Source organism: Arcticibacterium sp. SM2516 (genome assembly GCF_057914865.1).
The window spans coordinates 1,353,633-1,371,877 of sequence record NZ_CP195290.1 but is presented as its reverse complement, the minus strand read 5'-3'; the positions used below and the strand labels follow the sequence as shown (position 1 = coordinate 1,371,877).

At 37.1% G+C, this 18,245-nt stretch carries 13 protein-coding genes; 6 read left to right on the top strand and 7 right to left on the bottom strand.

The features are described 5' to 3' along the window. Positions 1 to 4: 4 nt before the first annotated feature. Positions 5 to 727 carry a 3-keto-disaccharide hydrolase gene (locus tag ACSBFT_RS05700; RefSeq protein ID WP_489603878.1) on the top strand — a complete coding sequence of 241 codons (723 nt, stop codon included), beginning with the start codon at positions 5 to 7 and terminating at the stop codon, positions 725 to 727. Positions 728 to 789: 62 nt separating this feature from the next. Here the strand turns inward: ACSBFT_RS05700 and ACSBFT_RS05695 are convergent, their stop codons facing one another. Then, positions 790 to 2,991: a bifunctional alpha,alpha-trehalose-phosphate synthase (UDP-forming)/trehalose-phosphatase gene (locus ACSBFT_RS05695; protein WP_489603877.1), complete on the bottom strand. Its 2,202-nt coding sequence runs from the start codon at positions 2,989 to 2,991 to the stop codon at positions 790 to 792. A 30-nt stretch (positions 2,992 to 3,021) separates the two neighbouring features. On the opposite strand from ACSBFT_RS05695, the gene ACSBFT_RS05690 reads away from it, so the two are divergent. Further along, entirely contained in the window at positions 3,022 to 4,857 is a 1,836-nt protein-coding gene (locus tag ACSBFT_RS05690; protein ID WP_463044482.1) for a glycoside hydrolase family 15 protein, read from the top strand. A 69-nt stretch (positions 4,858 to 4,926) separates the two neighbouring features. Here the strand turns inward: ACSBFT_RS05690 and ACSBFT_RS05685 are convergent, their stop codons facing one another. The 4 genes from ACSBFT_RS05685 to ACSBFT_RS05670 all read right to left on the bottom strand — a co-directional run bounded on the left by ACSBFT_RS05685 (position 4,927) and on the right by ACSBFT_RS05670 (position 7,704). Further along, positions 4,927 to 5,664, bottom strand: coding sequence for an acyl-CoA desaturase (locus ACSBFT_RS05685; protein ID WP_463044483.1), 738 nt, complete (start codon positions 5,662 to 5,664; stop codon positions 4,927 to 4,929). Between the two features lie 152 nt (positions 5,665 to 5,816). Further along, positions 5,817 to 6,473 carry a DUF4159 domain-containing protein gene (locus ACSBFT_RS05680; protein WP_489603876.1) on the bottom strand — a complete coding sequence of 219 codons (657 nt, stop codon included), beginning with the start codon at positions 6,471 to 6,473 and terminating at the stop codon, positions 5,817 to 5,819. Between the two features lie 5 nt (positions 6,474 to 6,478). Next, entirely contained in the window at positions 6,479 to 7,165 is a 687-nt protein-coding gene (locus ACSBFT_RS05675) for a 16S rRNA (uracil(1498)-N(3))-methyltransferase (RefSeq protein ID WP_489603875.1), read from the bottom strand. After that, positions 7,165 to 7,704 carry a hypothetical protein gene (locus ACSBFT_RS05670; RefSeq protein WP_489603874.1) on the bottom strand — a complete coding sequence of 180 codons (540 nt, stop codon included), beginning with the start codon at positions 7,702 to 7,704 and terminating at the stop codon, positions 7,165 to 7,167. Before ACSBFT_RS05670 ends, ACSBFT_RS05675 begins: the two co-directional genes overlap by 1 nt. A 53-nt stretch (positions 7,705 to 7,757) precedes the next feature. On the opposite strand from ACSBFT_RS05670, the gene ACSBFT_RS05665 reads away from it, so the two are divergent. From ACSBFT_RS05665 to mtaB, 3 genes are all read left to right on the top strand, one after another. Further along, positions 7,758 to 9,602 (top strand): LTA synthase family protein, encoded by a 1,845-nt coding sequence (locus ACSBFT_RS05665; RefSeq protein WP_489603873.1) that lies wholly within the window; start codon positions 7,758 to 7,760, stop codon positions 9,600 to 9,602. A gap of 155 nt (positions 9,603 to 9,757) precedes the next feature. Further along, positions 9,758 to 10,780, top strand: coding sequence for a glutamine synthetase beta-grasp domain-containing protein (locus tag ACSBFT_RS05660; RefSeq protein WP_489603872.1), 1,023 nt, complete (start codon positions 9,758 to 9,760; stop codon positions 10,778 to 10,780). A 454-nt stretch (positions 10,781 to 11,234) separates the two neighbouring features. Continuing rightward, the gene (gene mtaB / locus ACSBFT_RS05655) at positions 11,235 to 12,578 is read left to right on the top strand and encodes a tRNA (N(6)-L-threonylcarbamoyladenosine(37)-C(2))-methylthiotransferase MtaB (protein WP_489603871.1); all 1,344 of its coding nucleotides are present in this window, start codon (positions 11,235 to 11,237) and stop codon (positions 12,576 to 12,578) included. A 25-nt stretch (positions 12,579 to 12,603) separates the two neighbouring features. On the opposite strand, the gene ACSBFT_RS05650 is transcribed toward mtaB, so the two are convergent. Together ACSBFT_RS05650 and ACSBFT_RS05645 are read right to left on the bottom strand one after the other, a co-directional pair. After that, on the bottom strand, positions 12,604 to 13,854 hold the full coding sequence (locus ACSBFT_RS05650; RefSeq protein ID WP_489603870.1) for a TolB family protein: 1,251 nt from the start codon (positions 13,852 to 13,854) through the stop codon (positions 12,604 to 12,606). Between the two features lie 12 nt (positions 13,855 to 13,866). Continuing rightward, on the bottom strand, positions 13,867 to 15,000 hold the full coding sequence (locus ACSBFT_RS05645; protein WP_489603869.1) for a mannonate dehydratase: 1,134 nt from the start codon (positions 14,998 to 15,000) through the stop codon (positions 13,867 to 13,869). 431 nt (positions 15,001 to 15,431) lie between these two features. On the opposite strand from ACSBFT_RS05645, the gene ACSBFT_RS05640 reads away from it, so the two are divergent. Further along, a complete protein-coding gene (locus ACSBFT_RS05640) occupies positions 15,432 to 18,242 on the top strand; it encodes an ATP-binding protein (protein WP_489603868.1) in 2,811 nt (936 codons plus the stop codon). Positions 18,243 to 18,245: the final 3 nt, after the last annotated feature.

The following is an 18,245-nucleotide window of genomic DNA, read 5'->3' as shown; positions in this document are numbered from 1 at the left end:
TATAATGAAATTTAGTTCTCTAGGCATATTAGCCGTCATAGCAGTATCTTTTACTGCTTGTAGCTCTTCAAATACTTCTGAAGAAAAGCTAGAAATAGCCCAAAAAGCTTGGACCGTTCTTTTTGATGGCACTTCTACTGATCAACTTAGAGGTTATGGTATCAAGGAATTCCCAGAAGGTGTTTGGACCGTAGAAAACGGAGCTTTGGTGGCCAATCCAGATACGGCCAACCTTGATCTTGTTTCAAAATCTAGATATGAGAATTTTGAATTGGAATATGAATGGGCGGTAGATACCGCAGCAAACAGCGGTGTATTCTTCCACGTTCAGGAAATAGCTCCAATGGAGTCTGGCAATGGAAACAGTCAAAACTGGTTGAACAATTTTGAAATTCAGATTTTAGATGACATCAATTTTAATGATACTGCGGCTATCAGGTCTGCAGGCTCTTTATATGATCTGATTGTTCCAGTAAATAAGGTCTTAAAGCCTATAGGTGAGTTTAATAAAGCAAGGTTGACCCATAAAAACGGACATGTGGAGCACTGGCTAAATGATGCTAAAGTTTTGGAGTTTGAGATTGGTAGCCCCGAGATGAAAGAAGTGCTGGCAAATAGTAAATTTAAAGATAATCCGAAATATCATTCGGATAAAGAGGGACATATCATGTTTCAGCATCATGGACAAAGAGCCTATTTCAAAAACATCAGAGTTAGAGAATTGTAGTCCGTTAATTTCTTAATAAATAATTTTAGGGTACCAAATTCAGAATTTGGTACCCTTTTTTATCAGCTTAATTTTCTCAATAGCTCGTAAACAGATTGAGTATTATTAATCCTAAACTTGGCCACTGTCGGCTTATTTCCTACTTTAATTGTTGTAGATGAATTTGGCAAATCCTTAAACATATACTCGTCTGTCCAGTCGTCTCCCATCGCCAATATAAACTCTGAAGGTTGGTCTGCTAGATACTTACTAGCCGCCTTGCCTTTGTTTACACCGCTTACTTTAATCTCCAAAACTTTATCGCCTTCCATTATCTCTAAGCTGTGGTTGGCTATTAAGGGCTGTATGGTGCTTTTAAGTTCATTGGCTCTCACTTCACCTTGAATAGGATCTACCCTCCTGAAATGGAAGGCCATAGAGAAGTTCTTAATTTCTATCTGAGAACCGGGAGTTCTATCCACAAAACGCTCTAGAATAGGAAAAATAACAGAAAACCACCTATTATTGACTGCTTCCAATTGTCTCCACGCTGTACCTGCACCATCTTTTTGCCAAAGGCCATGTTCCGTAATTAAGGTATAGGGTTTATCTCCAAACCATTTATCAAAAGTTTCTCTATCACGACCCGTAATTAGAACAAGTTTATTTTTATTATCGGCGTATAAATTATCCAAAATTTCATACAGCTCCTGTGTTGGTGTGGCATCTTCAGGTCTATTGGTAAACGCTGCCAAGGTGCCATCATAATCTAAAAACAGTACCCTTGAATTTGCCGCCTTAAAACTCTTAATAATTTTATCTTGAACTTCTCCTTTCACCGTTAAGGCAGAAACCTCTGGCTGATTTGTAATGAGATGTGTGAGACTATGTAGAAATTCCTTAGCCCAACGTTCTACGTTATATCGCTGAATTCTATCCTTCATAATCACGTTAGCCTTGATCTGTTTGCTCTCCGGCATTTCTAGGGCTTCTTTAATAGCATCAGCTATTTGATCCAAATTATTCGGGTTTATAATCAGGGCTTCATTCAACTCCTTTGAAGCACCTGTCATCTCGCTTAAAATCAGTACGCCTGTATTATCAACACGGCTAGCGATGTACTCTTTAGCCACTAAGTTCATTCCGTCTCTTACCGGAGTAAGAAGAGCTATTTTACAAGAACAGTACAGATCTATCAGGTTTTCAAAAGGCATAGACCTATAGAAATACCAAATAGGTGTCCAGTTTACCTCCGAGAACTTACCATTCACTCTACCTACCAATTGATCAATTTCATTCTTTAAATCTTGATACTGTGGTACATTTGATCTACTGGGTACAGCCAACATTACCAGCCTAACTTTACCCAGATATTGGGGATATTTCTCTAAAAACTGTTCGAAAGCTAAAATTCTTTTGGCTATGCCTTTGGTATAATCTAACCTATCAATACTTAAAATGAACTGGGTATCGCCTTTTATTTCTTTATGCTTATCTATACTTTCTTGAACCTCAGATTTCTCCTTGCTTTTGGAATGTGCTATGGCAGCGTTATGAAATTTGTTATAGTCAATACCCATTGGGAATGAGTCTACTTTTACTATTCGTGTATCATAAAGTAGATCATTGAAGTTTACATCACATAATAATAATCGCTGAACCGAGCTTAAAAAATGTCTTTCGTAATCATAGGTGTGAAATCCTATCAAATCTGAGCCCATTATGCCCCTCAAAATTTCCTCTCTCCATGGCAAAGTTCTAAATACCTCATAAGACGGGAACGGGATATGAAGGAAAAAACCGATTTTGACATCGGGCCTTTGAGATTTTATCATCTGAGGTACTAAAAGAAGCTGATAGTCGTGTACCCAAACCACATCTCCCTCTTCAATATGCTTTAAAACTTCGTCCGCAAACTTCTGATTAACCAGTTTATAAGTTTCCCAGTCTTGTTTATTAAATTCTGCAAATTCGGTGAAATAGTGAAACAAAGGCCATAAAGTTCGGTTGCTAAAGCCGAAATAGAAGCCATCTACCTCTAATTGTGATAAAGAAACCGACCTGCACTTTTGATTTTCAAGAGCTTTTTCTACTTTAGGCTTCAAGGAAGGATTAACCTCTTCTTCTATGAGCCCGCTCCACCCTATCCAGATACCGTTACCCTCGGCATGAACAGATTTGAGACCCGTAGCAAGTCCCCCAACACTGGGAGTTGCTATAACCTCATTTTGGTTTATTTCTAAGGACAAGGGAAGCCTATTGGATACGATGATAGTTTTACTCATGGATTACTTTAATGAATTATAAAAAAAATAATGAGAAATTTAGATTATGGAATGATAGGTAATTGTCAAAGTGCTGCTTTGGTCAACTTAAACGGTAGCATTGACTGGTGCTGCTTACCTAAATTTGATTCCCCCTCAATGTTTGCAAAAATCTTAGATGAAAACAAGGGTGGTTCTTTTGAAATAATAGTTGATTCCACATATATCTCTACTCAAAAATACATTTATAAAACCAATATTCTTGTAACAAAATTCGATAATGGCACCGACTGTTTTGAGATTATTGATTTTATGCCACGTTATATTCCTGATAAAGAGGTTTATCAATCTCCGGCAGAAATAGTAAGATATGTGAAGCTAATTAGCGGTAAACCAAAGTTTTCTGTCAATTATGATCCAAAATTGGGCTACGCCAAACAAGAGCAAATAACACAGGATAAAAGGGAGTATATTAAAACCAAAACTACTTCAGGAAATTACGATTCCGTTTACCTCTACTCTTCATTTAAACATTCAGATATTCTAGAAGGCAATGAATTAACCTTAGAAGAAAACCAATACTTTTTGTTTAGTTATTTTGAAAAACTGCTTCATCAAGATGTAGAAAGACAGTATCTTAAAATGCAAAGAACGAGGGTTTACTGGTTAAATTGGTCGGAGAAAACGACTTCTTATAAACTCTATAATGATGAAATCTTACGTTCTGCTTTAACTTTAAAGATGCTTACATACGAGCGTTCAGGGGCTGTTTTGGCTGCTGCCACCACTTCTCTTCCAGAAACCATAGGAGAAGTAAGAAACTGGGATTATAGATTCTGCTGGATTAGAGATGCCAGTATGGTTATCAAAGTGGTCTCTGGCTTGGGTCATGAAAGAATAGCCAAGAAATTCTTAGAGTTTATCGTTAAAATAGTGCCCCAGAAGGATGAAAAAATGCAAATCATGTATGGCATAGACGGGCAGAAAAAACTAACAGAAGAAATCCTTGACCACCTGGATGGCTATGAAGGAAGTAAGCCTGTAAGGATAGGTAATGCTGCATATCATCAGAAACAGAATGACATTTACGGTATTTTAATGGATGTACTCCATCAACAATACTTAAGATTTCAAAATAGTCTTTTTTACAGCGAAGAACTCTGGACCATCACAAAATCGACGGTGGATATCGTGAAGAAAAACTGGCAAAAAGCAGATAAGGGCATCTGGGAATTTAGAACAGAGGAACGTCATTTTACTTTTTCAAAACTGCTTTGCTGGGTTGCAATAGACAGAGGGGTCAAAATAGCAGAACTACTTCAAAGAAACGACAAGATTGAAAAGTGGAAGGTTCTAAGAGATGAAATTAAAGCAGATATAGAATTAAATGCCTGGAATGAAGAAAAACAAGCTTATGCACAGTCGTATCATTCGGCAGATTTGGATGCTTCTACCTTACTAATGGAAAGTTACGGGTTTATTGAGGCTAAAGACCCACGATTTGTAAGCACCGTTTTGGCCACTCAAAAAGAGTTATGTAAGGATGGTTTAATGTACAGATACATCAATAAGGATGATTTTGGCACGCCTTCTTCTTCATTCACCATCTGTACTTTCTGGTTTATAAATAGCCTGTTTAAAATAGGAAGACAAAAAGAAGCTAAAAAGCTTTTTGACCAAGTTTTAAGCTATAGCAATCATCTCGGGCTTTTTAGTGAAGACATTGACTTTAAAACTAAAAGACTCTTGGGTAATTTCCCACAGGCCTACTCCCATTTGGCATTGATAGAAACTGCCGTCAATTTCTCAGGCTTAAGTGAAGAAGACCAAGTGATGTCTGCCATTAACCATGAAAGTCAGCCAGAAGCTTCGTTAAAAGTTAATTAACAAAACACACTTAAAGCAAAAAGGCCAGCTTGTTTAGTAACAAACTGGCCTTTTAATATTCTAAGAAAACTACTTAGGTTTAATAATTTTCATCCAAGTTAATAGTTTAATAACAGGATATGTAGGGTCTATTTCAAACCACTTTTTAGCAAAGTTGATAGACATCGGATGTTTATGGTGATTATTTTGAAACAACTCACCCATCATTAGAAAATCAAAGAGTAAACTGTTTTTAGATTCGTCTCTATTGTCAAAGTTTTGATAACCATATTTATGACCACTCCAGTTTACGATAGCACCATGAATTGGTCCCATTAAAAAATGAATTGGTAATAAGAAGAAGAAACCCCAGTGGATATCAAAATAGAAGTAACCAACCACATAGAAAGAGATATAAGCCAATCCCCAAAGGGTTCTAGATATCCAAGATTCTCCGAACTTATCTAGAGCTTTCCACTCTGGGAAATTTCTATCAAAACGCTCTTCTATCTTAAATTTATAATCTACTAAACCCGTATACAGATCCTTGGTTTTCCACATCATGGTAAAAAGGTTCTTAGTATGGTGTGGAGAATGTGGGTCTTTATCTGTATCAGAAAAAGCATGATGCATTCTGTGCATTACCGCATAAGCTCTAGGATTTAAATAAGATGACCCCTGCGTTATATAAGTAAATATATAAAAGAACTTCTCCCAGAATTTGTTCATTTGAAACATTTTGTGGGCCGAATAACGATGTAAAAAAAAGGTCTGACTAAAAAGAGACAAATACCAATGTCCAATAAAAAAAGAAAGGGCTGCTACCATTTATTAAGTTTTGCTTTAACAAAAAAATACTTCTACGCCACAAGAACGTGCGTTTAACTAAAAAGTTCAATTGATTTTGGGGGAAAAATCACCCAATATTGATTTTCTTAAAATAATGCAATGAATGCCCTCAAGAAAATACAACATATAAATTAATAAGATGTAAACGCAAAAGACACGATATTCGCCCCCATTTTCAACGCAGATGTTCTTATTGCCTGAGAATCTCCATAAACGGATTGGTCTTCCCAGCCATTTCCTAGGTCACATTCGTAGGTAAAGAAACAGACCAACCTACCTTCATGAAATAAACCAAAACCCTGTGGGGCTTTGTTGTCGTGCTCATGAACTTTGGGTAAGCCTTGGTTGAACTCAAACTTCTGATGATAAATGGGATGGTTAAAGGGTAATTCCACAAATTCTGCATCTGGGAAAACTTTTTTCATTTCTCTCCTGATATACTTGTTCAATCCGTAATTATCGTCTACGTGTAAAAAACCACCAGAAAGCAGATACTTTCTTAGGTTATCAACTTCAGAATTGGAAAACACCACATTCCCATGCCCTGTCATATGTACAAAAGGGTATTGAAAAAGCTCAGGGCTTCCCACTTCCACGATATCTTCATCACGGAAAAGGTTCATTTTCAAATTCGTATTACAATAATCTATTAGGTTTGGTAAAGCGGTTTTATTGGCATACCAGTCTCCACCACCACCATATTTTAACTTCGCAATTTTAAGCGTTGGACTTTGAGCACTTAATGCCAAAGAGCTTGCAAAAAACACAAACAACAAAATCCTTTTCATGCTGATCAAATCATATTTAAAAGTGTAACGGCCACTACACCTGCCGTTTCTGTTCTCAATCTAGAATTCCCCATGCTCACCATTTGGAAACCGCATTTCGCGGCAAATTCAATTTCAGAAGGGTCAAAATCTCCTTCAGGCCCAATCATAATAGAAACTTCATTCCCTATCGCTTTATTTAAAATATTTTCAGAATCTTCATTTAAATGTGCCATGAGCTTTAGGGCCGTCCTGTCGTTTTCCATAAAATCTTTCACAGGTGTAAGCTCCACCAACCTAGGCAAATAAGCTTTCAAGGATTGTTTCATTGCCGAAATAGCAATTCTATTTAAACGATCTAACTTTATTTGCCTCCTTTCTGAATTCTGAGTTAGGATAAATGTCACCTCCGAAATTCCGATTTCCACCGCTTTTTCTATGAAGTACTCTATCCTGTCCATATTCTTAGTTGGAGCTATGACCACTTTAATATATCTTTCAGGCTTCTCAAACGCTCTTTGGATTTCTATAATGTTCAGCGGCGTCTTTTTGGGATGAGCCTCTGCAATTTTGCAATTGAAAAGATTACCGATTCCGTCTGTTACATTTATTTCATCACCAATTTTCTTTCGTAGTACTTTGATGCAATGTTTTGAATCAATTTCATCTAAGAAAGTCTCCTGTTCGAAATTCTCCTTATAAAAAAGCTGCATTATTCCCCTCCTAAATCTTGCTTAAAGCTGAATCTGTTATTATCGATAATGAGCGTCCCAGCATTAAAATCTTTAATAAAATTTTCTATATCTTCCGGATAAATCTCTTCTACATTTATGGCTATTTCCAGCCCGATGCCGAATTCAAAATCCAAATCTTTGGTAACGAATTCACTAACTTTCATGTCGTCATCATCTTCCATCTCCATGATAAACTCTTCAATGAGCTCGTCGGCCTCTGGATTTATAACGTAGTCGTCGTCTCTTTCGCCAATCGGCACAAAGTCCTTATGAATGGCGGCTACCCTCTTCTCTGCTTCCTCTAACACCAAGCTATTATAATGTAGCTCCAGTGTATATATTGCGGCATCATAAATAACATCTTTGCCATCATGGGTTTTTCCGACAAACTGGAATTGAAAAAACTCTCCACTATCAGAAAGTTCTTGCTCATCTTCCACTAAAACATAACTTTGACCCTCTTCCTCGCATTCCTTGCGAAGCTGGGCTATTTCATTTTCATCAAATCCTGGATTCATTAACATTTAAGTTTATTTCTATCTTTGACCCAAAGGTCACAATTTACTGCTGAATGAAAGAAAGAATACAATTTTTGTTTATATATTTTGGTTTCTGGGTTGCCTATTTTCTGGCTGCCAGACTAATTTTTCTTGGCTACCATATCAATGAGGCCAAATTGCTCACTTTGGAAACGCTATTTGGCGTTTTCTGGAACGGTATCCGGATGGACATGTCCATGGCGGGCTATTTCAGCATTTTCCCTTTTTTCTGGGTGGCATTTTCCAATTTTATCAAAAAAAGTATTTTTGAAAGAGGACTCTATGGCTACACCCTAATTTTAGTTTTTCTAGTGACACTTATTACCGTAGTTGATCTTGAAGTATATCATGTTTGGGATTATAGGCTGGACGCCACACCTCTGCAATATCTAAGTACGCCTAAAGAGGCTTGGGCCTCGGTTAGATCTTCACCGATTTTTAGGTTGATTTTGAGTTACATCCTTTTAATTATCATAGCCAGCTTTTTTGTTTACAGGATTATTGGCAAAAAAATCAATGCCTGGAATAGTATCAAGAAGTGGCCATTTATGCCTATCTGTATATTCATGGCATTCCTTCTTATTGTGCCTATTAGAGGTGGTTTTGGAATAGCTCCGATGAACCAGAGTACGGTATACTTTTCTGAGAATAATTTTGCCAATATCTCTGCAGTTAATGCCTCATGGAATTTTTTCAGTTCACTGGTGAACAATAGAAATGAGAAGGTAAATCCATATACTTACCTTCCAAAAGAGGAGATTTCTGCTTCTATGTCGCAGTTATACCCTAGTGAAAATATTTCTGATATTGTTATAGATGAGCAAATTGAAAAGCCGAACGTGCTTATTATCGTTTGGGAGAGTTTTACAGAGAAAGTGGTTGATAAGTTTGTCAATGGCATTGAGGTAACTCCAAATTTCAATAGACTTAAAAAAGAAGGTGTTTATTTTTCAAACACCTATGCTTCTGGAGACAGAACGGATAAAGGATTGGTGGCTATTTTGAGTGGTTATCCTTCTCAGCCAACACAGTCTGTTATTAAGGAGCCAAAGAAGACCGCTAAAATGCCAATTCTCACGAAAGACTTCCAACGTGCTGGATACAGAACTTCCTTTTATTACGGAGGTGAAACAGAATTTGCCAACATCAAAAGCTATCTATATGCTGGAGATTTTGAAAAAATAATCGATTTAAATGATTTTCCAGATGACCTTTTTATAACCAAATGGGGCGTTCATGATGAAGTGATTTTCAACAAATACTTGGCAGACCACAGTTACCCTAAAAAGGATCCATTCTTTGAAACGCTGCTTACCCTCAGTAGCCATGAGCCTTTTGATGTGCCATTGGATTCGGCAAGAATTGCAGGAGATTCAGAAGAAGACCTCTTTCTAAATTCCCTTTATTATACAGATAGAGAATTTGGACGATTCATAGATTCTGCCAAAACTCAGCCATGGTGGAATAACACCGTAATAGTGATTTTGGGAGACCACGGACATAGACTTCCTGAGTCTATCAAGAAATCCAACAATTTCAGAATCCCAATGCTTTGGACTGGTGGAGCTATTAAATCACCAAAAGTAGTTACGGAGATCGTATCCCAAATAGACCTGTCTAAAACACTACTGAATAACCTGAAATTGCCATCCGACAAATATATTTGGAGTAAAGATGCCCTTCTAAAAAAAGACAAACCTGAATGGGCATACTTTAGTTTTAGTGATGGATTTGGCTTTATTCAAAAGGGTAAAGAGCTTCTATTTGACAATATCGGGAAAAAATTAATTTCGTCGGAAGGCCCAATCACCAAAGAAGATATCAAGAATGCTAAAGCTCTCCAACAAAAAACCTATCAAGATTATATTGACAAATAGATCGCTTAGAACATATCTATACTTTATTGTACTATTCTAACAAAGTAGAAGAATAAACTTCAAAATTGCCTTTTGGGTATATAATATACTGACTTTTCATATATATTTGTTCTATAATTTTCTGAATTAATCAATTTCAACAATTAATCACAATCATGGCAAAAATTAAGTTAGAATACCTTTGGCTAGACGGTTATTTCCCTACTCAAAACATTAGAAGCAAGACTAAAGTAGAGGAGCACGAAGATTTTAAAGGTACTTTAGAAGAGATTGGCAATTGGTCATTTGACGGCTCTTCAACGCAACAAGCAGAAGGAGGTTCTTCTGACTGTTTATTAGTTCCTGTAGCGATCTATCCAGATCCTGAGAGAATTAACGGATGGTTGGTTATGAATGAAGTAATGAATGCCGATGGAACACCTCACGTTTCTAATGGTAGAGCTACTATCGACGATGATGATAATGATTTTTGGTTTGGATTTGAGCAGGAGTATTTTATTATGGATACTGCTACTTTGCTTCCTTTAGGATTCCCAATTGGTGGCTATCCTGCTCCACAAGGAATGTATTACTGTTCTGTAGGTGGTAAAAATACTCACGGTAGAGAATTGGTAGAAAGACACGCAGATTTATGTATTGAAGCTGGCCTTAACTTTGAAGGTATTAACCAAGAAGTGGCTTGTGGACAGTGGGAATTCCAATTGTTTGCCAAAGGTGCTAAATTAGCTGGAGACGAACTTTGGATCGCAAGATATTTATTAGATAGATTAACAGAGCAATACGGCTACTATATAGAGTATCACCCAAAACCTCTTGGAAAAGATATGGATTGGAATGGTTCTGGTATGCATGCCAACTTCTCTAACAGCGTATTAAGAACATGTGGAGACAAGGAAGTTTATGCAGCTATCTGTGAGTCTTTCCGTAGTGTTGTGCCTGAGCATATAGCCGTTTATGGAGAGTTTAACGACCAACGTTTAACTGGTAAGCACGAAACTGCTTCTATTCATGATTTCTCTTGGGGAATTTCTGATAGAGGAGCATCAATTCGTATTCCTTTAATAGCAGTTCAAAAAGGCTGGAAAGGATGGTTAGAAGACAGAAGACCTGCTTCTAATGGTGATCCTTACAAGATTGCTGGTAGAATTGTTAAAACTGTAAAAAGTGCTAAAATCTAATTAGATTTTAAACAGATATTCTTAAAACTCTCAGACTAGTTCTGAGAGTTTTTTTTTATTATCGCAGTTTTAAATATTACCCAAATTTTGCATTAGAAAACCGCTCGATATCATCACGATTTCCTTAAACCCGGATTATGTGCGTTGGGGAATCGTTATGAGACGTTAAACTGCAACAAATCAGACAATTAAACGAAATTAGTATAGTTGTTTAACTTGAGCTTTTTGTCGAAGGGCTATGGTGATTGAGTTTAAATGGGTTTACGAACTGATTTGAAGATTTAGCTAAGGCCCCGATAAAATCGGGAGATTGCCTAATGCATAAAGCGGGTTAAATCCAATACCCACAGCAGTATGTTTTTCGAATTAAAATGCCTGCTATATGGCTGTTAAAAATCTCATTACGATCGTCTGATAAATAATTCGGGTTAAACTGCTTACCTTTGTGGCTGAAATGAAAAAAGTAGCGTTTTACACTCTAGGCTGTAAGTTAAATTACTCAGAGACCTCTACCATTGGTAGAATGTTTGAGGAGAAGGGATATTCAAAAGTAGACTTTTCGGAATCCCCCGATATATTTATCATTAATACCTGCTCTGTTACAGACAATGCTGACAAAAAGTGTAGAAAGATCGTAAGGGAGGCGAATGCCATAAATCCAGATGGCTATGTGGCCATAATAGGATGTTATGCCCAACTAAAACCTAAAGAAATTTCCGAGATTCCAGGAGTGGACGCTGTTTTAGGTGCCGCAGAGAAATTTCGTTTGTTAGACTTATTAGGTGATTTTGTCAAAGAGCCTTCAATAGCAAATGTGCTACCTGTAGGCAAAGTTTTTGCTTCCAAAATAGACGAACAGAAATTAGAATACCATACCTCCTACTCTTTAAACGATAGAACACGTACTTTTTTAAAAGTACAAGATGGGTGTGATTATCCTTGTACCTACTGTACTATTCCGCTGGCACGCGGAAAAAGCCGCTCTGATACTGTGGCCAACATTGTTAAAGCAGCAGAGGAGATTGCGGCTAATGATGTTAAAGAAATTGTTTTAACAGGTGTTAATATTGGAGATTTTGGTCTAAGAAACGGAATTAAAGAAGAGACGTTCTTAGATTTAATTCAGGCACTAGACCGAGTGGAAGGTATTGAAAGGTTCCGTATATCTAGTATTGAGCCTAACCTTTTAAGCAATGAAGCCATTGATTTTGTGGCTTCTTCAAAGCGTTTTGTTCCGCATTTTCATATACCGCTTCAATCTGGAAGTCCAGAAGTTTTGAGACTGATGAAACGGCGTTATAAGAAAGAGTTATACATTGATAGAGTGACTCAAATCAAGTCGCTCATGCCAGATTGTTGTATTGGTGTAGATGTTATTGTAGGGCATCCAGGTGAAACAGAAGAGCGTTTTCTAGAGACCTACAACTACCTGAACGAACTAGATGTAAGCTATCTACATGTTTTTTCATATTCCGAAAGAGCAAACACGGAGGCCGTGGCTATTCATCCCAAAGTGAGCAAGCAGGACAAAGCCAAGCGTTCAAAAATGCTTCATATTCTTTCTGAGAAAAAGAAAAGAGCTTTTTACGAAAGCCAAGTTGGCAAAACAAAGAACGTCTTGTTTGAAGACGATGTAGAAGAAGGTCAAATGCATGGATGGACAGAAAACTACGTCAGAATAACGGCCAAATACGATCCACTGCTTATCAATACCACCAAAGAAGTTTCTTTGACTGGTTTTAGCGAAAATGGATTAGTAGAAGTTTCTGAAACTGATTTAGTTTTTGAGAAGCACTAATTGCCTCTCAAAACGCTATCTTTTTTTAGTTTATTTTATCTGAATACGTCACAAATACCAGTGACTTTCCATCAGCACTCCAAGCGTAATTATCAAAGCTTCCTTTACCGCCAAAAATGTAAGCCACTGTTTTAGGTGCACCGCCATCTGTCGCCATTACTTTAATGGATGCCTTTTGATAGGAACCCAGTGCACTAGGGTTTGACATGTTTGACATGGAAAGATATGCGATGTACTTTCCGTCTGGCGATAAATAAGGATTCCAAGCATGGTCTAAATCATGAGTCCATTGCATTTCAATATCTCCCCTTTTACGCCAAATTTGATTGGTGCTATTCTTCCCTTTTGAATAATAAGCGTACATGCCATCCGACTGTCTTGAGTCCGTTGATGTAGCCGTTCTTATTTCATTAACTTTACCTCCATTCACGGGAATATTGAAAGATTTACCCTCCTTTTGAAAGATAATATGGCTATTTCCTGCAAATACAGCTGAAGTGTTATGCTCATGCGATTCTAATAAAACTTTTCTTTCTCCAGTGTTTACATTTAAGGTTTCTATCCTACTTCCATATTTTACGCCTTCATGTGATATGGTTTTAATCAGCCTGTTTGGATGCCAGTCGGGCTCAATGGGTGTAGAAATTCTAACATTCCAAACCTTCACTTCTTGTATGTCCTCTGGGTCATGAGCTAATGAATATAAGCCCAAAAGAAGCTCTTTGTTTAGTTCAGGAAAGTAAGCGGAGCCCACTTCTTCTAAAGGCTCACCTGGATGTGCCATACGCATGGTCAAATAATCGCCCTTTCTTTCGAGCTGAATAATACTTTCACCAAAATATTGTTTTGGAAAAAAGACTTCCTCTTCTGGGTCCCGCATATAAGCTCCTCTCATAAGTCTCCATTGCATCACCACTAGGCCATCGCCATGGATACAAGTATTGACACTTTTGGCGTCATGGTCGGTGTTTTCTCTAAGCATCCATCCCGTTTTACGGTGGGCATTACCATTTTCATTTCCTATCAATTCAAAATTTGCGGTGGCAATGAAATCACCTTTAATATGCTTAAAGAGATAATGAAATTCGTCATGATTAAACCAGATATTACTTCCACCGCCTTTTAAAGTGTAGGCTTGAGTAGTTTCATTATAAACGGAAGAGCCTTTCATCTGAGGTTCTCCAATATCTAAACCATTTTCGAACTGTCCGATTTGAGCCCATAAAAGGGTCGGAAAAAGTAGCATTAAAGCTACATGAAAGTATTTTTTATTCATATTAGGGTTGTATTAAGTTTTACTGACACTTTCTATTAAACCACGTATATAGCCAATGGCATATAAGGTTCCAATGGTACTATAACCAGCATGATCATTACTGTCACCATACATGGTGGGTACGTGGTCTGGTCTCATAGGTCCTTTGAATCCAATGTTATAATAGGCATGCATAGCGGCGTACATATCTGTTTTTCCGTCATCGTGAAAAGTCTCTTCGAATTTATTTTTTGAGCCTCTTACATCTCTAAAATGCACAAAATGTATGGCATCTCTTTTTCCGAAATACTCAATAGCAGCAGGAATGTCTTCCCCTTCACCCTCACTTCCCATAGAAGCGAAACTTCCTTGACAAAACGTGATGCCATTGCTAGGACTAGGGTATAAATCTAACATCCTTTTAAAGGCCGAAACAGAAGTCATAATTCTGGGAATTCCTCTTATGCTATCAATCGGTGGGTCATCAGGATGAAGAGCAAGCTTTACGCCTGCCTTTTCCGCTTCTGGAATTACGGCGTTCAGGAAATACGCCATATTATCCCACATCTTCTCATGCGTTAAATCCCCATATTCGGTAATTATCGGTTCGTCTTTTACATCATTAATATCAAAGGCACTTACTAAAGCCCCACCCCTACTGGATTTTGCAATATCTGACCTAGCCCAACTTATAACAGGCATCCAGTTATGGCAAACAGTGTCGATCCCTACAGCTGCGATATTTTTTATAAAAGTTATGAAGTTCTCAATTTCTTCATCTCGTCCTTCTAAACCTAATTTTGTTTTGGTGTTTAATGAAGGCGGGCCTTCAATAACTTTGAGTTGAAGCCCTTCTTTATCCCAGGCCTCTTTTATAGCCTTTATAGCCTTGAATTCATAGTTCTTTTCTCCACTTAAACCTACCATACCAGGGTTTATGCCACCTACGGCTCCATAGACAGCCATTTGCTTGGCTAAAGCAACTTTTGCGGGCTCAATGCCCCAGAAATATGCAAGGCTGAGCTGAATGCCAGCATCTTTGCTTAAATCATCTGCGGTTTTTTTAGCATAATAAAATGCTCGGGAACTAGGTGCTGAAGAGACCAATGCACCTGCAGCAGCTAGAGCCACAGACTTTTTGATAAAATCTCGACGTTTGTTTTTCATTTCAACAGGAACGTTTTTAGGGTATCAAGCTAATCCTTTTCAGGTAAAAATATTAAAAACATAGACCAACCATCCAAAAGGGTCTTTATTAAATGGAAATAGGTATCTCAAAAGCCGTTTACATAGAAGAATGGCAGAATTTCTCAAAGTTCGAGCCCTAGTCAAGAACAGTTTCTAAAAGAGAGAAGACTTCATTTGATCTAACATTCATGTTGACTGTTTAGGTAAACAATAGAATGAACCATTTTAGCCTAGATCCTTATCTCATTTCTAACGTTTTATAATTGGGCTCTCAAGATAAATAGAAAATCAAAAATGGCCTATCTAGCTAGGTCAAACAAGAAAGACAAAGGCACCCATGTCTAAATTCGAAATCAAGGCTGTCAATAAAAATTTAAGGGAGCAATTTGTATATTAGATACCACAAAAGCATGAAATCTATCAAAAGTAACTCAAATCGGTTAATATCGTCTAAAAAAGGATGCCCAAGGTTTTTCCTACTAACATTGGTATTGCTTTCCTTTTCCTGTCTAACTTTTGGACAAATTAGCACAAAGAATTCCATTAAAATCAGTAATATACAGTCTTTCAAGACAAATGAAGACTTACATTTAGAGCAAGCACTAGCTCAAGATTTTATAAGTTTTGACCAGCTCACTATTTCAGCAGACACCTCCTATTATTGGCTAAGCTTTACACTTCAGAATTTAGAAAATTTCACACAAGAGTCCAGACTTAAGCTTTTTAACGAGTGGTGCGAACTGGCTATAATATACTCCAGAACCATTGGAGATAATCAATGGTACATTCAAAAAGCCGGCTATTCGGTTAAGATAGATGAGCTTGACGTTAATCCAAAGGTCACATCCGACATTTTAAAAATGCCCAATGCTGTATCACTAAGCTTTATACCGTCCGAAAAGAAAGAAGTTGTGGTGAAATATACCAAAGTGATGCGGCCTGGAATAATGATAAAGCCTCAAATTTATACTATGGCTGAAATCAGTTCTGACATATTAAAAGATAAAAGATTTGATTTTAGGACTGCTGGTTTTATGGCCATGCTCATCATTATTTCAGTATTCCATTTGTTTTTCTTTTTCGTTCAGCGAGACAAAGCCTATCTGTACTACGCCTTTTATGCTTTTTGTGCGGCTTTTGCCACCACGGTAATGGATTATTATGGTCTATTTACCTATCATCTTTTCTATAGTCAATACCCGCAGCTACAACCCTATGTTTTCTTTTGGATTGGTTCATTGACCATTATTGCTTACTCCTTATTTACCCGTACTTATTTACATACCAAAGAACGTTTTCCTCAAATAGATAAGGTCATTCTCATTTTAATTTATTTGGGTTTACTCATGTGTATAGCCAACACCATAAACTACACACTAACAGGCAGACAATACATTAAAGGAATGCCATTTTCGGCGTATATGATGCTATTGGGGCTCACATTTTTAATCACGATTTTGATGGTTTGGCGAAAGCGGACTAAAGCCGACCTGTTTTTTTTTGCTGGGGTGGCTATTCTAGTATTCATATCATTGCCTTTCCATTTCTTCTCTCTTTTGGGCATCGAACATACAGACACTTTTCTAGGCGAGTTTAGACTTTCTGATGGCATGCAAATAGGAATGCTAGCAGAGCTTGTTATTTTCTCGATGGGTTTAGGTTATAGAACCAATAAAATCCATTCTGATAATAGATACTTTAAAGAACTAGATTCTTTAAAATCAAAATTCTTTGCCAATATAACGCATGAGTTCAGAACGCCACTTACCTTAATTAAAGGACCACTAGAAACGATAAAAGAGAAATTGCATGAGCCGCAGGACCGTCAAATGCTTGAAATGGCTCAAAAACACAGCAATAAAATACTAGATTTAGTTAATCAGGTGATGGATCTTTCTAAACTTGAGTCTAACAATATGGCACTGGAATACTCACAAACAGATTTTGTGGTCTTCGCCAAGGGTTTATTTTATTCTTTTGAATCAATTTCCAGCCAGAAAAACATTGAGCTTGTCACTCAAATTGAACCAGATGAAATACTCCTTGATTTGGATTATTCAAAAATGGAAATGGTTCTCAACAATTTATTTTCTAACGCTCTTAAGTTTACCTCAGAAGGAGGAAAAATAACACTCAAAATAACTGGACATAAGGAACTGCTAGAAATTCAAATTATAGATAATGGCATAGGCATAAAACCAAAACATCTGCCATTTATATTTGACCGCTTTTACCAAGCCGACCATCAAAATGAAATGCAGGGAAGCGGGATTGGACTTGCCTTGGTCAAGGAGCTCATTACTTTACATAAAGGGACCATAAAAGTCTTTTCTGAACTAGGAAAAGGTATGCGTTTCAACATAACATTACCTGCTTCAAAGCATAAAAACACACCCGTTTATTATTCAGATTTGAAAACTAAAATCCCTGAGATAATTACTGAAAGTGATTTTGATAATGCTGATACACAGGCTACGGTACTCCTAATTGAAGATCACCCAGAGGTTCGGTCTTTCATTAAATTACAACTGAGTAAAAATTATAAAGTAATAGAAGCAAAAGATGGTGAATTAGGCGTAAAAAAAACCTTGAAATTTATGCCTGATATGGTAGTTTCCGATGTTATGATGCCAGGACTGAATGGCTATGAGGTTACAAAAATTCTTAAAGAAAACATTTTGACCAGTCATATTCCTGTTATCCTATTAACCGCCAAAACAGCAGTAAAAGAGAAAATGGAAGGACTAATGTCTGGTGCTGATGATTATTTATCCAAACCTTTTGACTTTGCAGAGTTAGCCATTAGAATCAATAATTTATTAAGGATTAGACAAGAATTAAAGGTTCGTTTTTCCAAAGCTATTCAGATTAAACCGGAAGAAGTTTCTGTCAATTCCTTAGATCAAGACTTCATAATTAAGGCTCTGGCCATCGTGGAAAAACACATTGACAATGAGCACTTAAATCTAGAACTTTTCTCAAAAGAAATAGGCATTGGAACCACCCAACTAAACCTGAAACTGAGAAACTTAATTGGTCAATCCACCAATCAGTTCATTAAATCTATCCGACTCCAAAGAGCCGCTGAATTATTAATTAAAGAAGTAGGAACCGTTTCAGAAATAGGTTTTCAAACTGGTTTTAGCAGCACTGCTTATTTTGTTAGTTCTTTTAAAAAACATTTCGGTGTTTCTCCAGGAGCTTATAAAGCAAGTCTTTAGCGT

Coding starts and splice junctions, on each gene's coding strand:
- ACSBFT_RS05650 (WP_489603870.1), bottom strand. CDS start 13,854: ATGAATAAAAAATACTTTCATGTAGCTTTAATGCTACTTTTTCCGACC.
- ACSBFT_RS05665 (WP_489603873.1), top strand. CDS start 7,758: ATGAAAGAAAGAATACAATTTTTGTTTATATATTTTGGTTTCTGGGTT.
- ACSBFT_RS05675 (WP_489603875.1), bottom strand. CDS start 7,165: ATGCAGCTTTTTTATAAGGAGAATTTCGAACAGGAGACTTTCTTAGAT.
- ACSBFT_RS05640 (WP_489603868.1), top strand. CDS start 15,432: ATGAAATCTATCAAAAGTAACTCAAATCGGTTAATATCGTCTAAAAAA.
- ACSBFT_RS05645 (WP_489603869.1), bottom strand. CDS start 15,000: ATGAAAAACAAACGTCGAGATTTTATCAAAAAGTCTGTGGCTCTAGCT.
- mtaB (WP_489603871.1), top strand. CDS start 11,235: ATGAAAAAAGTAGCGTTTTACACTCTAGGCTGTAAGTTAAATTACTCA.
- ACSBFT_RS05680 (WP_489603876.1), bottom strand. CDS start 6,473: ATGAAAAGGATTTTGTTGTTTGTGTTTTTTGCAAGCTCTTTGGCATTA.
- ACSBFT_RS05695 (WP_489603877.1), bottom strand. CDS start 2,991: ATGAGTAAAACTATCATCGTATCCAATAGGCTTCCCTTGTCCTTAGAA.
- ACSBFT_RS05660 (WP_489603872.1), top strand. CDS start 9,758: ATGGCAAAAATTAAGTTAGAATACCTTTGGCTAGACGGTTATTTCCCT.
- ACSBFT_RS05690 (WP_463044482.1), top strand. CDS start 3,022: ATGAGAAATTTAGATTATGGAATGATAGGTAATTGTCAAAGTGCTGCT.
- ACSBFT_RS05700 (WP_489603878.1), top strand. CDS start 5: ATGAAATTTAGTTCTCTAGGCATATTAGCCGTCATAGCAGTATCTTTT.
- ACSBFT_RS05670 (WP_489603874.1), bottom strand. CDS start 7,704: ATGAATCCAGGATTTGATGAAAATGAAATAGCCCAGCTTCGCAAGGAA.
- ACSBFT_RS05685 (WP_463044483.1), bottom strand. CDS start 5,664: ATGGTAGCAGCCCTTTCTTTTTTTATTGGACATTGGTATTTGTCTCTT.